The organism is Pseudomonas syringae (assembly GCF_021605415.1).
Lineage (GTDB): Bacteria > Pseudomonadota > Gammaproteobacteria > Pseudomonadales > Pseudomonadaceae > Aquipseudomonas > Aquipseudomonas syringae_S.
Genome location: NZ_WKEQ01000003.1, coordinates 46,603 through 61,095, shown reverse-complemented (window position 1 = coordinate 61,095; position 14,493 = coordinate 46,603). Strand labels below are relative to the sequence as shown.

The window sequence follows — 14,493 nt, the reverse complement described above, 5'->3', positions numbered from 1 at the left end:
TGCCTCTTCCACTGGAGGCATTATGAAAAACATCATCGGCATCTACACCAGCCCGCGCGGCCATTGGGTGGGCGATGGCTTTCCGGTTCGTACCCTGTTTTCCTACGACAACCTGGGCAAGCACATCAGCCCGTTCCTGCTGCTCGATCACGCCGGCCCCGCCGAATTCACCCCGACCACCGAACGTCGTGGTGTCGGGCAGCATCCGCATCGGGGTTTTGAAACCGTGACCATCGTCTATGAGGGCGAAGTGGAACACCGGGATTCCACCGGCAGCGGCGGCAAAATCGGCCCCGGCGACGTGCAATGGATGACCGCTGCGTCCGGCATTCTTCACGAGGAATTCCATTCCGAAGCCTTTGCCAAATCCGGCGGTGCACTGGAAATGGTGCAACTGTGGGTCAACCTGCCGGCGCGGGACAAAATGGCCGCGCCCGGTTATCAAACCATCCTGAACGTCGACATACCGAGCATTGCGCTGAAGGACGATGCCGGCAGCCTGCGATTGATCGCCGGTGAATTCGAAGGCCACAAAGGCCCGGCGCGTACGTTCACGCCGGTCGATGTCTGGGATCTGCGCCTGAATGCCGACAAGTTGCTGACGCTGGACTTGCACGACGGCCGCAACAGCGCGTTGGTCGTGTTACGCGGTACGGTGCAGATCAATGGCCAGGAACTGGCTAGGCAAGGGCAATTGGTATTGTTCGAGCGCGAGGGCAAGCAGTTGACCCTGGAAGCGAACGACGATGCGATGGTGTTGGTGCTGAGCGGCGAACCGATTGATGAACCGATCGTCGGCCATGGCCCCTTCGTGATGAACAGCGAAGCGGAAATCCACCAGGCCTTCGCCGATTTCCAGTCCGGGCGTTTTGGCCGGATGAGTTGATCCTGAACGCGTTATCCACGCGAAACCCTGTGGGAGCTGACTCTGGACACTTGATCCACGCAAAACCCCTGTGGGAGCTGGCTTGCCAGCGATGGGGCCGGCACATCCTGCTGCGATATCGCCTGACCCGACGCCTTCGCTGGCAAGCGAGCTCCCACAATGAATCTTCGGTGAACACAAAATCCGTGAACGCCGGTAAAACACGGTAGGCGCAGCCGGCAGCACCTACACAAAAAGCGCGCATCCTGCTGAACCAATTCCTCCTACACTGTGCCCCAATTGGCCCTTGTTGGAGTGGTTGGATGTTGTCAGTGCTCACCGATCATCCGTTGTTGTGCGCGACATTCCTGATCCTTATCGATCTAGGACTCTGGCGGCTCATCAGTTCCCATGGCAGCGAATGGAAATTGCTGGTGCGGGTGCTGATCTTCACATTGTTCAGTGTGCTGCTGTTCAACGAGGGATTGAATCCCATGGAGCCCGCGCCGTGGGCCGATAACGTGCCGCTGCATCTGGCGGCGACGGGGTTGCAGATCGGTTGGTGGCTATTCGGGGCACGTACGCTGACGGTGTTGATCGGCGCGCTGATGATGCAACGGGTCGGGCACACCGGGCGGCTATTACAGGATTTGCTCGGTGCGGTGATTTTCCTCATCGCGATCATTGCCGCATTGGCCTATGTGCTGGATCTGCCGGTCAAAGGTGTGCTCGCCACGTCGGGCGCCTTGGCGATCATTGTCGGTCTGGCGTTGCAAAGTACCCTCAGCGACGTGTTTTCCGGGATCGTGCTCAACACCACCAAGCCCTATCAACTGGATGACTGGATTTCCATCGACGGCACTGAAGGCCGGGTCACCGACATCGACTGGCGCGCCACGCGCCTGCAAACCAGTCAGGGCAGCATGGCGGTCATTCCCAACTCGCTGGCGGCCAAAGCCAAAATCATCAATTTCAGTCGGCCGAGCGATATGTTCGGATTGTCCGTCACTCTGCAAGTCAGCCCTCATTCGCGCCCGCACACCGTGATCGAAGCGCTGGAGCGGGCCATGCAGGGCTGTCGCTCGCTGCTCGACATACCGGCACCGAGCGTTTCGCTGAAAAGCGCGAGCAGCACCGGGATGGAATATGAAATCAGCGGTTTTGTCGCCTCAATGAGTGAGAGGCGCGCGGTGCGCAATCAACTGTTCGATCTGGCCTATCGGCACTTGCAGGCCGGCGGGGTGAATCTGTTGTCGAGTGTCGAGCCGAGCCTGCCGGCCAGCCTGTCACGGCCACGGGCGCTGCTGGACAGTTCGCCGATTTTCTCCACCCTGCGTCAGGAAGAGAAAGACACTTTCAGCCAGAACATGACGCTGCAAACCTTTCGCGCCGGCGAGACGATTCTGGCGGCGCAAGAGGTCAGCGACCATTTGTTTATCATCGAATCCGGCGTGGTCACCGTGACCCTGACCCGCCGTGGTGTGCCGTTCGAGTCGGGGCGGATGGGCCCGGGCGAGGTCATCGGCGAGGCGGGTATCCTTTCCGACTCTTCACTGCCTGCCACCTTCGCAGCGAAAACCTGGTGCGCGCTGTATCGCATCGAGAAAACGTACCTGAAGCCATGCCTGGACGCGCGCCACGACATCAACGAAGCGATGAAAGCCCTGCTTGATTACCGTTTGCACAAAGCACAGTCGCTGACCGAGGACATGCCCGTTGTTGAACCGAAAAAAGGCTTTTTGCAGTGGTTGCGCAATCGGGTCTGAGCGCAGATCCGACGCAACCACCGGGTTGGCCGAGTGTCACAATTTTCACACCTCTCTGGCTGGAGCCCCGGACGATGAAAAACCTGCGGATCGCCACGTTCAACGTCAACGGTATGCGCGCCCGTTTGCCCAACCTGCTCGAATGGCTTAAACGCGAGCAACCGGACATCGCTTGCCTGCAAGAGCTCAAATCGGTGGATACAGCATTTCCGGCGGCGGAACTGGAGGCCGCCGGATACGGAGCGATCTGGCACGGACAACCTTCCTGGAATGGCGTGGCGATACTGGCGCGCGACGCGCAACCGCTGGAGATCCGGCGCGGTCTGCCCGGCGACCCGGATGATACCCACAGCCGTTATCTGGAAGCAGCGGTGCATGGCGTGCTGGTCGGTTGCCTGTATCTGCCCAACGGCAATCCACAGCCGGGGCCGAAATTCGACTACAAACTGGCGTGGTTCGAGCGTTTGATCAAACACGCCAAGGAACTGCAGGCCAGCGATCATCCGGTGGTGTTGGCCGGTGACTACAACGTCGTGCCAACCGACCTGGACATTTACAACCCGCGCTCATGGCTCAAGGATGCGTTGCTTCAGCCCGAAAGCCGCGAGTGCTACCAGCGCCTGCTTGATCAGGGCTGGATAGACTCCTTGCGGCATTTGTATCCGGAAGATCGGCTGTACACGTTTTGGGACTACTTTCGTCAGCACTGGCAGAAGAATTCCGGGTTGCGTATTGATCATTTGTTGCTCAATCCGTCGCTAAGTCCCTATCTGCATGAAGCCGGCGTCGATGCTTGGGTGCGCAACGAAGAACACGCCAGCGACCATGCGCCGACCTGGATCCGTATCGGCTCGCGCAAGCGGAAATAGGCGCGATTGGCGAAATCAATTGTCGCGCTCCGGTTTCGTTCCCGTATACCTGTTGGCTATCGGCGGAGCAATCCGCAGTATCCTCACAAGGACTGAGCCATGAACGAACCCCGTCTGACCGATCCGGCGTTGTATTTGCAGCGCCTGGGCTTCGAAACGCCACCGCCACCCACTCTCGAAACCTTGCGTCAGTTACAGCGGCGTCATACCGGCGAGTTTCCTTTCGAGAATGTGTCGACGATCATCGGCGAACCGGTATTGATCGATCTGCCCTCGATCGAGCATAAAGTCCTTCACGGGAGACGCGGCGGCTACTGCTACGAACTGAATTATTTGTACCTGACCTTGCTGCTGGAACTGGGCTTCGACGCCCGGGGCATTACCGGCCGCGTGGTCATGGCTCAGCCCGAAGGTGCCTGGACAGCCCGCACCCATCGCCTGAGCCTGGTGCATATCGACGGTGTTCGCTACGTCACGGATGTCGGCTTCGGCGGGATGGTGCCGACGGCGCCATTGCTGCTCGATACCGACGCTGAACAACCCACGCCCCATGAATCCTATTGCATCGAACAACAAGCGGACGGCTACATGCTGCGCGCTTATGTCACCGGCGAATGGCGACCGATGTACCTGTTCGACCTGCAGCGTCAGGAACACATCGATTACACGATTGGCAACTGGTACGTCTCGACCCATCCTGAATCGTCGTTCGCCAGTCGCCTGATGGCCGCTCGCACCGGCGATGGCTGGCGACGCACGTTGAGCAATGGCAGCTTCGCCATCCACCGCCTCGGCGCCGACAGCGTACGGCGCGAAATCACGGATGTTGACGCTTTGATTGCGTTACTGGAACAGGAGTTCGGCGTGCGTGTGCCAGATCGTCCTCATGTGCGTCAGTCGCTGAAAAGGGTACTCGTTCCGGGCTGATCTCAGGGCTTCACGTCAGGTTCCAGCACCCGGCGGATTTCACCCACCGCCGCCGACAGCTTCTTCTCCAGACTTTTGAGGTCGGCGGTGGTAATGCCTTTTTTGAAGTGCCCGGAAAAGGCTGTCGCTTCATCCATCTCGGCCTTGCTGCCGGATTCAAGCAGCGCATGGCGCAATGTGTTGTTGATCACCGTCTGATAGCCGTACCCCTCGTTTTCCGCCACTGTCCTTGCGGCATCGATCACCGCGTCATCGAGCATGATGGTGATGCGAGTCTTGCCTTTGGCATTGGCTACGGCACCCCGTTTTGCGTCGCTGAAGTCGTATTCGTCTTTCATGATTCAAGCCTCTCCATATTGATGGCGCTCGCTGGGCGTGGCGACGCGCGCAGAAATGATCCGAACAATATTGGGTTCGCGATAACTGAAAGCGACGGCCAGCAATCGTCCCTTGGCATCAAGACCGAGGGTGATCCAGCGTGGTTCGTCATGGTCGTTGTCTTCCATCGTCAGTGCCCGCTCGTCGTGGAAAACCGCTTCTGTGTCCGCGAGGCTGACGCCTTTGTGCTTGAGTTTGTTGGCCGCATTTTTCGATTTGTCGTATTGGATGGCGAATGACTTCATTATGCATACTTTATATGTATAAAAAAGGAGGCGACCGCACCGTTGGTCGCCATGAACACTTCAGCCTAGTGGTGGGTGGCGGATTGGCGCGGAGGGATTTATTGCAGGATTTGTTAGCGATGGAAGCAGCGGGCTAGAAGGTTGGATGGCTACCTAACCATTATGTGACTGATAAGTTGTATACAACTCTATAGACATTTGTCCTGACTCTTGCATACAGTGTGCGCATAACAAAAACCAGGGAACCCCCCACCATGAATACGCCCCATGTTTCACACCAACGGCCCGAGGACGAAAATCTCGGGGTCGGCGCGAATATGGCTTACGGCCTGCAACATGTTCTGACCATGTATGGCGGTATCGTCGCGGTGCCACTGATCATCGGTCAGGCTGCCGGGCTGTCGCCGGCGGATATCGGTTTGTTGATTGCTGCTTCATTGTTTGCAGGGGGGTTGGCAACACTGCTGCAAACCCTCGGTGTGCCGTTTTTCGGCTGTCAGTTGCCGCTGGTGCAGGGCGTTTCGTTCTCGGGTGTGGCGACGATGGTGGCCATCGTCAGCAGTGGCGGGGAGGGCGGTTTCCAGTCAGTGCTCGGCGCGGTGATCGCAGCTTCGCTGATAGGCCTGTTGATCACCCCGGTGTTCTCACGAATCACCAAGTTCTTCCCGCCATTGGTGACCGGCATCGTGATCACCACCATCGGCCTGACGCTGATGCCGGTGGCCGCACGCTGGGCCATGGGCGGCAACAGCCACGCCGATAATTTCGGCAGCATGGAAAACATCGGTCTGGCGGCGCTGACCCTGGTGCTGGTGTTGTTGCTGAGCAAAATCGGCAGCTCGACCATCTCGCGATTGTCGATCCTGTTGGCCATGGTGATCGGCACAGTGGTGGCGGTGTTCCTCGGCATGGCGGACTTCTCCAACGTGACCCAAGGCCCGATGTTCGGCTTCCCGACACCGTTCCATTTCGGCATGCCGACCTTCCACTTCGCCGCGATTCTGTCGATGTGCATCGTGGTCATGGTGACGCTGGTGGAAACCTCGGCGGACATCCTGGCGGTCGGTGAGATTATCGACACCAAGGTCGACTCAAAACGTCTGGGCAATGGTCTGCGCGCCGACATGCTGTCGAGCATGATCGCGCCGATCTTCGGCTCGTTCACCCAAAGCGCCTTCGCCCAGAACGTGGGCCTGGTGGCGGTGACCGGCATCAAAAGCCGTTACGTGGTGGCAACCGGGGGGGTGTTCCTGGTGATTCTTGGCCTGCTGCCGTTCATGGGCCGGGTGATTGCGGCAGTGCCGACGTCGGTACTCGGCGGCGCCGGTATCGTGCTGTTCGGCACTGTGGCGGCGAGCGGCATTCGCACGCTGTCCAAGGTCGATTACCGCAACAACGTCAACCTGATTATCGTCGCGACCTCCATCGGTTTCGGCATGATCCCGATTGCCGCGCCGAACTTCTACGATCATTTCCCGAGCTGGTTCGCGACCATTTTCCATTCGGGCATCAGCTCGTCGGCGATCATGGCGATTGTGCTGAACCTGGCATTCAACCACTTCACCGTAGGCAACTCGGATCAGCAGTCGGTATTTGCGGCGGGCGCCGAGCGCGTGTTGCGTTACCAGGATCTGGCGGCGCTGCGTGAAGGCGATTACTTCAGCGACGGCAAATTGCATGACTGCGACGGCAATGAAGTGCCGGTAATCGAGGTGGATTCGGATCACGATCATGGTCACGGTTCACCGAAGGTGCAGGTCAAGAGCAGTGAGCATGTCTGACGGGTTTATCCGGTAAGAACAAAGGCCGATCTGTTGTGAGACAGATCGGCCTTCTTGTTTTGAAGATCAAAAACAGCCGGCTTCGGCAGTAACACGGCACGTATTTCAATTCCGTATGTTTAAGGCTGTTTGGAATGTAAGGCAACTTCCCACACTGTTTTCAGGTTGTCCGTCGGACGTCCGCTCTTTAGCCTGTGTCGGTCGCTGCCAATTCAGCGACCGGGATTGGAACCCTGTGGTTCAACAGACGCAAAAACACCTTTCATGACGTATGCTTGCGCACCTTTGTGGTGTGCACTCCGTTATGGCAGCTGTGCGCGGGAGACTTCGAGTCTGTCGGGTTTTGCTCTGTTGCCCGGGTTCCAACCTGCGTACAGCTGCCACCTTTCGATTGGAACCGAATGGGCCAGCTTCAACCATAAAGCAGGGTAACAACACTATGAAAAAGCCAACGCCAAACCCTCCCGAAACATCCGCTGTACCGGACACCGATCCAACGTCTCCCTACGCCTCCATCGACACCAAAAAACTCCACAACGCGGCGGAACGCGCACTGGATTTTTATCTGGTGCCCACCGCCGGGATCATGGCCACGCCCTACATTCCCCGCGAAATGTTCTTCGTCAATCCCAAAGCCGACACCGAGTCCCTATTGGCCAACGCCTGTGAATCCCTGGCCTCGGCCACGGTGATGCTCGGGGACTTTGCTGCGCAACTGGAAGGTACCCATCGCAAGACACTGCTGGGCATTGCGCAGGTGGTGATGCTGGGTGAATTGGCGGTGAATAGAGCGTTGGATAACGTCGGGCCTGCGGGCTGATTGAGCGACGGAGTTAAAGCAAAAACACGGCGGTAAGGGTCGCGTTTTTTTATTCTTTATCTGGTAAGACTTTTCGCTTGAGTCATGCAAATACCCCGAATAGTTTTCCGCTTAGATAGACGACGCAAAAACCTAGAAAGGAATAGGCAAGCATTCGCGTGGGAATGATGACCAGGCGCCGCAGGCATTTGGGTAAACGAGCGAGCTCATCCATTGCATGGGGATCGCTTCTCGATACGAAATCGTCTTCCAGTAAAAGCATGGTAGAAATGTGGGATAACCGAAAGTAACGACCAACAACGCTGTTACCCATAACTCGGCGATTACGAGCGACGAAGTACGACTCTTTTAGAAGAGACTCAATTTCAGCGAGTCTGAAAAAACTGATCCATACCTTCATGAGCACATTTATGAACGCCAAACTAAGACAGGCAATTAGCGTGGAAAGAAAAATTAGTTCCAGGTCACTTGCCGGCTTGGAGAGGGTCGAAAATAATCGTTTTGCACTGAAACATAGGATAAGTAAGCCGGTTCCTGTCAAGGCAAGTCGAAAAAGCAACCCTGGAATTTTCACCCATTTTTTCAGGTGCTCTGGAAAAATTTCGGCCTCCATAACGGCATAGGGATCCAGCATTTGGCTATGTGTAAAACGTCCGGTCAATGCGGCTATTTGCCTGACTCTTTTCATTCTTCCCAAGGGTCCATTTCCCAAAAATTTCCGATTGAAACTTACAAGATCAGATGCAATGAAATGTGCCTCCATCTCATCAAGTCGAAAGTAAGCAGCGAACAAGGCAGTTGCTTCGCTGAGGACAAAAAGTAGAAGAACGGCAGCCCATAAATAAAGGTAAATGAGATCAATCGTGATCACGGGCGATCCTTGTTTCCAGATCCATAAACAAAAGTGGAGACTCGCGTAGACCAGACAGTCTCAACGTCATCACTTACCCACTTCGTACAGTTTTTCACCGATGACTTCCCCTGTTTGGCTGCCAACGTCTCCCATTTGTGCTGCCAGCAGACCACTCACAACCAACATGCAAACGACGCCTCCTGTTCCGGCGGTTCCCACACCTATGGCGACACATGTCATCGGAGCAACGGCGGGTGCTAATTTTCCCGCTATCATCCCTCCGATCACGTTTCCAGACAGTTTTGATCCATCCATGAATTTTGACTGTCGGCATTCATCTTCGCGTCCTGTGCGACATGTTTCGTAGATTTTCGACGCCGCAGAACTTGCGCCCAAGCCAATCGCTATAAATCCGCCTGCCTTCATGTATTTAGAGGCTCGTGCAACTCCATCGATATTCGTTGCATAGCCGGGCAACTGACTCGGTGCACCCGCCTTGTTCCAGTTATGGACGGTTCTTCTCGTGGACAAGCCCAATGCCCTTTTGAGTTTGGGATGATCCGCAATTCCCGTGGCTTTGCGAACCAAAGGGCTTAAGCTCGCATCCAGTGTCGACATTATCCTTTTGCGTTTCGCATAGAAGTCCGGCGAGTTCAGGTTTCCATACTGGCGGTATTGCTCCGCGTGCAGTCGCTCCAGTTCTTTAAGGGTGTTTTCAAGCGCTTCCAAATGCTGACCAACCATGAATGACGCGACCCCCAGCGCCCCAGAAGACACACCCAAAAAAGGCTCAATCACTTCATGGTGCTCAACCATGAACGAAGCCTCTTCGTCCGTCAGATCTTTCAGCGCCTCGTCCACTTTCACCGCTGCCGCCATCATCTGCGCTTCTTCACGGCGGCACATGTAGTTGCGCGAATCGCTAAATAAAACCATTTGTCCCGGTCTGACCTGCTCACCCAAATGGCGGTTTAACGAGCGAAATTCGCGGCGCAACACATCGCTGGGCGTAACTTCGTACAGAGAACGTTCCAGCGCTTCGAGGCTCATGGATTTCTGAACGATGTGAAAACCTGACTCTGTCGGTTGAGGCAAAGTAAAGGCGTGCTCTTCCACCAGGTGCTTTGCGGGTGGCGGTTCAGGTTTGGGCTTGAAGCCGTTCCACGAGGCGCCGGCGTTATCTGTCGGGGCACTTGGCTTCACAATCACCCATTTGCCAGAGGTGATGGCATCCATGAGTTTTCGTTGATGGGCGCTCTGCATGTAATTGGTGCGGTTGGCACCGATGGCAAACAGCAGGTCATCAAAACCTGAAAGCGCTTGGGGATGTATCAAGGCTTGCTTGAGTTCTTCAACGGCCCGGAAGGTGTCGATCACATGACCGCGATGGCGGTGGCGTTCGCTCCGTGGGATGAGTTGTTCATGGATGTTTCCCGTTCGGCAGAACGGGGACTTTGGCGGGTTATCTCAAGCTTGAATGCCGGGTAATTCCGGTTTGCTTGTAGGGGAAGTCCGAACGGAAGACCAGAAGATCGCAGCCTTCGGCAGCAGTTGGAATGTAAGAGCTGCCGAAGGCTGCGATCTTTTGATTTTATTGTTGGCCACAAAAAAGCCCCTGAACCTTTCGATTCAGGGGCTTTGCAATTTGGCTCCACAACCTGGACTCGAATGTAGAAATAAGTACCTGTTTTACAATGAAATAATGCTGATTTCTAAAATTTCTATCCCTACGATTATCCTAATAAATCCCAGATTTTATGCGAACTCTTTGGATCCCCATGAGCACGGCAGTTGCGTCAGTCCCGCCTACCGATCAATCCAGTAGTTCGTTTCCTCGTGATCACTGTGTCCGTTTCGGACGGACTTTAGTGGGGTGGTTTCAATCACTCATGTTCGGACGCGGCTCAGGCAAATCGAGCGTCATTTGATCTGATTCGAGGGATAAAGACCGGCTAGCCGCGCTATCACAACGCCAACGTAAAAAACGCCTGAGAACTCTTCGACCATCACAAGTGAACGGGCGTGGTTGGTCAATGGGATGACATCACCGTAACCGGTGGTCGTGAGCGTCGTGAAGCTGAAATAGATCAGTTTGAAGAACGTGCCGGGTTGTATGAAGTCGAGGCGGCCAGGGCCGAATGAGCCCGCGCTGGATATCTCGACCAGGGCATAGACGAAGGACCAAACGAAGGCCAGCATGATGTAACCCGCAAGCGCGCCATGCAGCTTGTCGGCGGTTATTGGCCCGCGCTTGAGAACATAGCGAAGCACTCCGCTGAACGAGACTGCAAGAGACGCCGTATAAGCTATCCCGGCAAGGTTAAGAATCTCGATACGCTCAGTCCACAACGCCGCCCATAGAAGGCCAACCCCAAGCAACGCCAGGCCCAGTTTGAGGATGACCCCCCACCGAGTTTGCCTGGCGGCGAAAGCGCCCACGAGCAGCACGATTGAAAACACAATGCCGAGCAACGTGCGCGCAAATATGCCTTCCTCAAGAAAGGGAAACAGCAGGATCAATCCCAATAAGAGCAGCAATAGATAAGTGCAAGGCCCTTGCCCAATTACCAGCTGAGCTAAATCCGCGTCAGATTCGGCTTTATCCTGCGGATTTGTCATACCGGTTTCTCTGAGAAGTAATGACCCGTGGATTCCTGGAGGGTGGCTAGAGCTACCTTTCAGCGGTCTGAGGTTTCAGATCCCATGCCTTGAGTTTTTTTGCAGCGGTTCCGAAAGGCCCCAACTGGTACACGGCCGCACCGGCTGGTGAGAAGACAAATGACTGGAATGACTCGGCATTCATTTTGTCGAGATAGTCACGGGGAGCAACTCCCGTGCTCACATGGGGATTGAAATTCTCGCCAGACATTTTCGGGACAAATGTCGATACGTACTGGATGAGCGCCGCGTCACTGCCGGGATCGTCGTGCGCAGCGGTGAACGCTTCAATCGGGCCGGTTTCTACGGTGAACGGCTCCACGGCGGCAATAATGTCCTTCTGCAACTTGATGATTTCCGGTGTTGGCTTCGCGCAAATGCCGGCGACCCCGAGCGCTCCAGCGGGCGCGTAGTAGTATTTGAACGCCTCCAGTTTCATGGCACTCACATCGGCGCTCAGGAGAACCTTCTCCGCAGCGGCATAGACCTTGTCGAGATCCTCCGTGCGGACGAAACGCTGAATCAGCGTGATATGTGGCCGGTGTTCGGCATCTAGGGCGAAACCTTTCGGGAACACAGCAAGCAGGCGGGCGTTGTTGGCATCGGAGTACTTGAGCATCGTGCTGTCTGGCTCCAGGAGAATGTCGATGGCGGTGACCCTGGACTGCGCGGCCGGGAAAACGGTTTTCCAATCGTTCTTCATGCTGACCACAGTCCAACCGCTCGTCTTCGCCTGCTCATCCAGTGCGGGAGGGAAAGCACCCAGTTTGACATCCGGCAATCCACGAGCCGGACCATAGGCGAATTCGCGTTGTGCATCGTCGTGCAGAACCAGCAGTTCGAATCGCAAACCGCTGCCACCTTGTGTGTACTCCAACATTTCTTCGTCACCGCGAGAGTTACCAAAAGCGGCGATCGGGCGTCGGCCAATGTGCAGATTGATGCCGACTGGCTTGTCGCTCTTGTCATCCATGAAATTGAGTTCCGGTAGGCGCACGAGCATGGGCTTACCATCGCGCAGCTCAAATTTCGTTTTGACGCTGCTGCCAATGACCTGATCGGGCGGGATACCGTAAACCCGCTCGGCCCACGGCCGCATGAACTCGATGCCGCCACCAGAGACGATGAAGGTCCTAAAGCCGTTTCCTCGCAAGTAGTCGAGCAGTTCGAGCATCGGCTGATAGGTCATTTCGGTAAAGAGCTTGCCAGTCTGCGGATTCTTCGCCGTCGCGATCCAGTCCTTGACGATCTGCTCGAACTCCATCGTGGTCATCCCCGTGTGGGTGGCCATGACTATCTCGAGCAGCGCATGTTCGCCACCCGCCAGCGCTGCTTTCACGTCACCCTTGAGCAGCGATGCGAACGGTTCCTGAGTCTTCCATTCGGGATGTTGATTGCTAAGCGCCTTTACTCGATCCAGCGCAAAGTACAGCTGAACGGGCAGTGGCTGTTCGCTCCAGAGCGTACCGTCATTATCGAACGTGGCAATACGTTCCGGCACTGGTACAAAGTCTGGCGAGGCAGGTTGGGTGACCTTCTCGACAAAAGTGACGATGGACTGCTTGGCTTTGCCATCGCTCCAGGACGGGAGCGGATCAGCTGACTGCGCGCCGATCGCGGGAAGGCTCAGGACACAAGCCAACAGGGCAGCCAGAACCATTTTTACTCGTATGGTTTTCATCAGCGCAGCGCTCAAAAAAGTGGCCGCACCTCAGTGAAACGGGTGCGGCTGTGTTAGCGGGCTCGGCTTTTCAACAGGCGGACATCACTATTGTTCGGCCTTTGTCATTTCTTCGATCTGTTTCTGCATCTTCGTCAGGTTGAACGAGCCCGGCGTTTGGCTCGGTGGGTAGTCCTTCATGGTCATTAGAAATTTGCCAACCATTTCGGTGATCGGCACGATCGCGTAAAGGTGATCGATCCACCAATCGTTGTAGGTGTTGGAGTTGTGCTGGGCTTTCTCAAACGGATCGCGGCGCAAGTTAAAAATCAGTGGTGCACGCAGCTCGACGAAAGGTTCGCGCCAGAGATTCATGGTTTCTTCGCGATTTTCCATAAAGACGACCTTCCAGTCCTGGAAGCGAGCGGCGACGATTTCGCCAATGTCGTTCACATAGATGAATTCCTTGCGCGCAGACTCTTTCGTCTTGCCAGTGAAGTAATCGAGCTGGTTGTAACCATCGATGTAGTTCTTGTAGTGACGGCCATTAAGGTCGGTGCCTTTGAGCAGTTGCTCTTTGATATCCGGCGCACCGGCAACGGCTGCAAAGGTCGGAAGCCAGTCTTCGTGCGCAACGATGCCGTTAAGCGTGGTGCCCGCTGGGAAATGGCCAGGCCAGCGCACAAACATCGGCACACGGTAAGCACCTTCCCAATTGGTGTTCTTCTCACTGCGGAAAGGTGTGGTACCTGCATCGGGCCAGCTGTTGTAGTGCGGACCGTTGTCCGTCGAGTACTGAACGATGGTGTTGTCGGCGAGGCCGAGGTCGTCGATGACCTTGAGCAGTTCGCCAACTTGCATGTCGTGTTCGACCATGCCGTCACTGTATTCATCTTGTCCGGAAATCCCACGATGTTCGGCCTTCACATGGGTGCGAAAGTGCATGCGTGTGCCGTTCCACCAGACGAAAAACGGCTTGCCGGCTTTGGCTTGAAGCGTAATGAACTCCTTGGCGGCGGCAACGGTTTCGTCATCGATGGTTTCCATGCGTTTCTTGGTGAGCGGGCCGGTATCCTCGATAGTCTGGCCACCCTTGCCGTCAGCGAAGCTATGGATCACACCGCGCGGACCGTATTTCTTCAGGAACGCAGGGTCTTTCGGATAGTCGAGGTTCTCTGGTTCTTCTTGAGCGTTCAAATGGTAGAGGTTGCCGAAGAACTCATCGAAGCCATGCATTGTAGGTAAATGCTCGTCCAGGTCACCCTGATGGTTCTTGCCGAATTGGCCAGTGGCGTAGCCCTGGCTCTTGAGGACCGTGGCCATGGTGATGTCGGTCTTCTGCCAGCCTTCCTTCGCGCCGGGTAGGCCAACCTTGGTCATTCCGTTGCGGATGGGGACGGAGCCACCGATGAAGGCCGCACGTCCGGCGGTGCAGCTTTGCTGGGCGTAATAATCAGTGAAACCCAAACCTTCCCTAGCGATGCGGTCGATGTTTGGCGTCTGGTAGCCCATCATCCCGCGATTGTTATAGCTGATGTTCTCGATGCCAATGTCATCCCCCCAGATAACGAGAATGTTGGGCTGACTGGACTGTGCAAAAGCTGTGATCGATGACAAGAAAATACTGGAGGCGGCAAGCAGCATTACGGTTCGTTTCATGGCTATTTCTCC

Annotated in this window: 13 protein-coding genes; 6 read left to right on the top strand and 7 right to left on the bottom strand. The window is 55.8% G+C overall.

Translation table 11 applies throughout. The annotated features are described in order from the left end of the window. Positions 1–22: 22 nt before the first annotated feature. From GIW69_RS03015 to GIW69_RS03000, 4 genes are all read left to right on the top strand, one after another. Entirely contained in the window at positions 23–886 is an 864-nt protein-coding gene (locus tag GIW69_RS03015) for a pirin family protein (RefSeq protein ID WP_236480646.1), read from the top strand. 302 nt (positions 887–1,188) lie between these two features. Then, positions 1,189–2,631, top strand: coding sequence for a mechanosensitive ion channel domain-containing protein (locus tag GIW69_RS03010; protein ID WP_236480645.1), 1,443 nt, complete (start codon positions 1,189–1,191; stop codon positions 2,629–2,631). A gap of 74 nt (positions 2,632–2,705) precedes the next feature. Then, positions 2,706–3,500 carry an exodeoxyribonuclease III gene (gene xth, locus GIW69_RS03005; protein WP_236480644.1) on the top strand — a complete coding sequence of 265 codons (795 nt, stop codon included), beginning with the start codon at positions 2,706–2,708 and terminating at the stop codon, positions 3,498–3,500. A 99-nt stretch (positions 3,501–3,599) separates the two neighbouring features. Then, complete coding sequence (locus GIW69_RS03000) at positions 3,600–4,427, top strand: arylamine N-acetyltransferase (RefSeq protein ID WP_236480643.1); 828 nt, start codon at positions 3,600–3,602, stop codon at positions 4,425–4,427. Between the two features lie 2 nt (positions 4,428–4,429). Here the strand turns inward: GIW69_RS03000 and GIW69_RS02995 are convergent, their stop codons facing one another. Together GIW69_RS02995 and GIW69_RS02990 are read right to left on the bottom strand one after the other, a co-directional pair. Beyond that, positions 4,430–4,765 carry a BrnA antitoxin family protein gene (locus GIW69_RS02995; protein WP_236480642.1) on the bottom strand — a complete coding sequence of 112 codons (336 nt, stop codon included), beginning with the start codon at positions 4,763–4,765 and terminating at the stop codon, positions 4,430–4,432. 3 nt (positions 4,766–4,768) lie between these two features. Beyond that, a complete protein-coding gene (locus GIW69_RS02990) occupies positions 4,769–5,050 on the bottom strand; it encodes a BrnT family toxin (protein WP_236480641.1) in 282 nt (93 codons plus the stop codon). Positions 5,051–5,304: 254 nt separating this feature from the next. On the opposite strand from GIW69_RS02990, the gene GIW69_RS02985 reads away from it, so the two are divergent. Both GIW69_RS02985 and GIW69_RS02980 read left to right on the top strand, forming a co-directional pair. Next, on the top strand, positions 5,305–6,831 hold the full coding sequence (locus GIW69_RS02985; RefSeq protein WP_236480640.1) for a nucleobase:cation symporter-2 family protein: 1,527 nt from the start codon (positions 5,305–5,307) through the stop codon (positions 6,829–6,831). A 439-nt stretch (positions 6,832–7,270) separates the two neighbouring features. Continuing rightward, the gene (locus tag GIW69_RS02980) at positions 7,271–7,651 is read left to right on the top strand and encodes a DUF6124 family protein (protein WP_236480639.1); all 381 of its coding nucleotides are present in this window, start codon (positions 7,271–7,273) and stop codon (positions 7,649–7,651) included. An 82-nt stretch (positions 7,652–7,733) separates the two neighbouring features. On the opposite strand, the gene GIW69_RS02975 is transcribed toward GIW69_RS02980, so the two are convergent. From GIW69_RS02975 to GIW69_RS02955, 5 genes are all read right to left on the bottom strand, one after another. Next, complete coding sequence (locus GIW69_RS02975) at positions 7,734–8,522, bottom strand: hypothetical protein (protein ID WP_236480638.1); 789 nt, start codon at positions 8,520–8,522, stop codon at positions 7,734–7,736. Positions 8,523–8,591: 69 nt separating this feature from the next. Then, a complete protein-coding gene (locus GIW69_RS02970) occupies positions 8,592–9,881 on the bottom strand; it encodes a hypothetical protein (RefSeq protein ID WP_236480637.1) in 1,290 nt (429 codons plus the stop codon). Positions 9,882–10,424: 543 nt separating this feature from the next. Next, positions 10,425–11,123, bottom strand: coding sequence for a potassium channel family protein (locus tag GIW69_RS02965; protein WP_236480636.1), 699 nt, complete (start codon positions 11,121–11,123; stop codon positions 10,425–10,427). Between the two features lie 52 nt (positions 11,124–11,175). Then, complete coding sequence (locus GIW69_RS26335; protein WP_496570891.1) at positions 11,176–12,858, bottom strand: HAD family hydrolase; 1,683 nt, start codon at positions 12,856–12,858, stop codon at positions 11,176–11,178. Positions 12,859–12,930: 72 nt separating this feature from the next. After that, positions 12,931–14,481 (bottom strand): arylsulfatase, encoded by a 1,551-nt coding sequence (locus GIW69_RS02955; protein ID WP_236480635.1) that lies wholly within the window; start codon positions 14,479–14,481, stop codon positions 12,931–12,933. Positions 14,482–14,493: the final 12 nt, after the last annotated feature.

What these genes read in the sequence shown, in the direction of transcription:
- GIW69_RS03015 (WP_236480646.1), top strand. Translation starts at nt 23, where the DNA reads ATGAAAAACATCATCGGCATCTACACCAGCCCGCGCGGCCATTGGGTG.
- xth (WP_236480644.1), top strand. Translation starts at nt 2,706, where the DNA reads ATGAAAAACCTGCGGATCGCCACGTTCAACGTCAACGGTATGCGCGCC.
- GIW69_RS02995 (WP_236480642.1), bottom strand. Translation starts at nt 4,765, where the DNA reads ATGAAAGACGAATACGACTTCAGCGACGCAAAACGGGGTGCCGTAGCC.
- GIW69_RS03010 (WP_236480645.1), top strand. Translation starts at nt 1,189, where the DNA reads ATGTTGTCAGTGCTCACCGATCATCCGTTGTTGTGCGCGACATTCCTG.
- GIW69_RS02965 (WP_236480636.1), bottom strand. Translation starts at nt 11,123, where the DNA reads ATGACAAATCCGCAGGATAAAGCCGAATCTGACGCGGATTTAGCTCAG.
- GIW69_RS03000 (WP_236480643.1), top strand. Translation starts at nt 3,600, where the DNA reads ATGAACGAACCCCGTCTGACCGATCCGGCGTTGTATTTGCAGCGCCTG.
- GIW69_RS02985 (WP_236480640.1), top strand. Translation starts at nt 5,305, where the DNA reads ATGAATACGCCCCATGTTTCACACCAACGGCCCGAGGACGAAAATCTC.
- GIW69_RS02980 (WP_236480639.1), top strand. Translation starts at nt 7,271, where the DNA reads ATGAAAAAGCCAACGCCAAACCCTCCCGAAACATCCGCTGTACCGGAC.
- GIW69_RS02990 (WP_236480641.1), bottom strand. Translation starts at nt 5,050, where the DNA reads ATGAAGTCATTCGCCATCCAATACGACAAATCGAAAAATGCGGCCAAC.
- GIW69_RS02955 (WP_236480635.1), bottom strand. Translation starts at nt 14,481, where the DNA reads ATGAAACGAACCGTAATGCTGCTTGCCGCCTCCAGTATTTTCTTGTCA.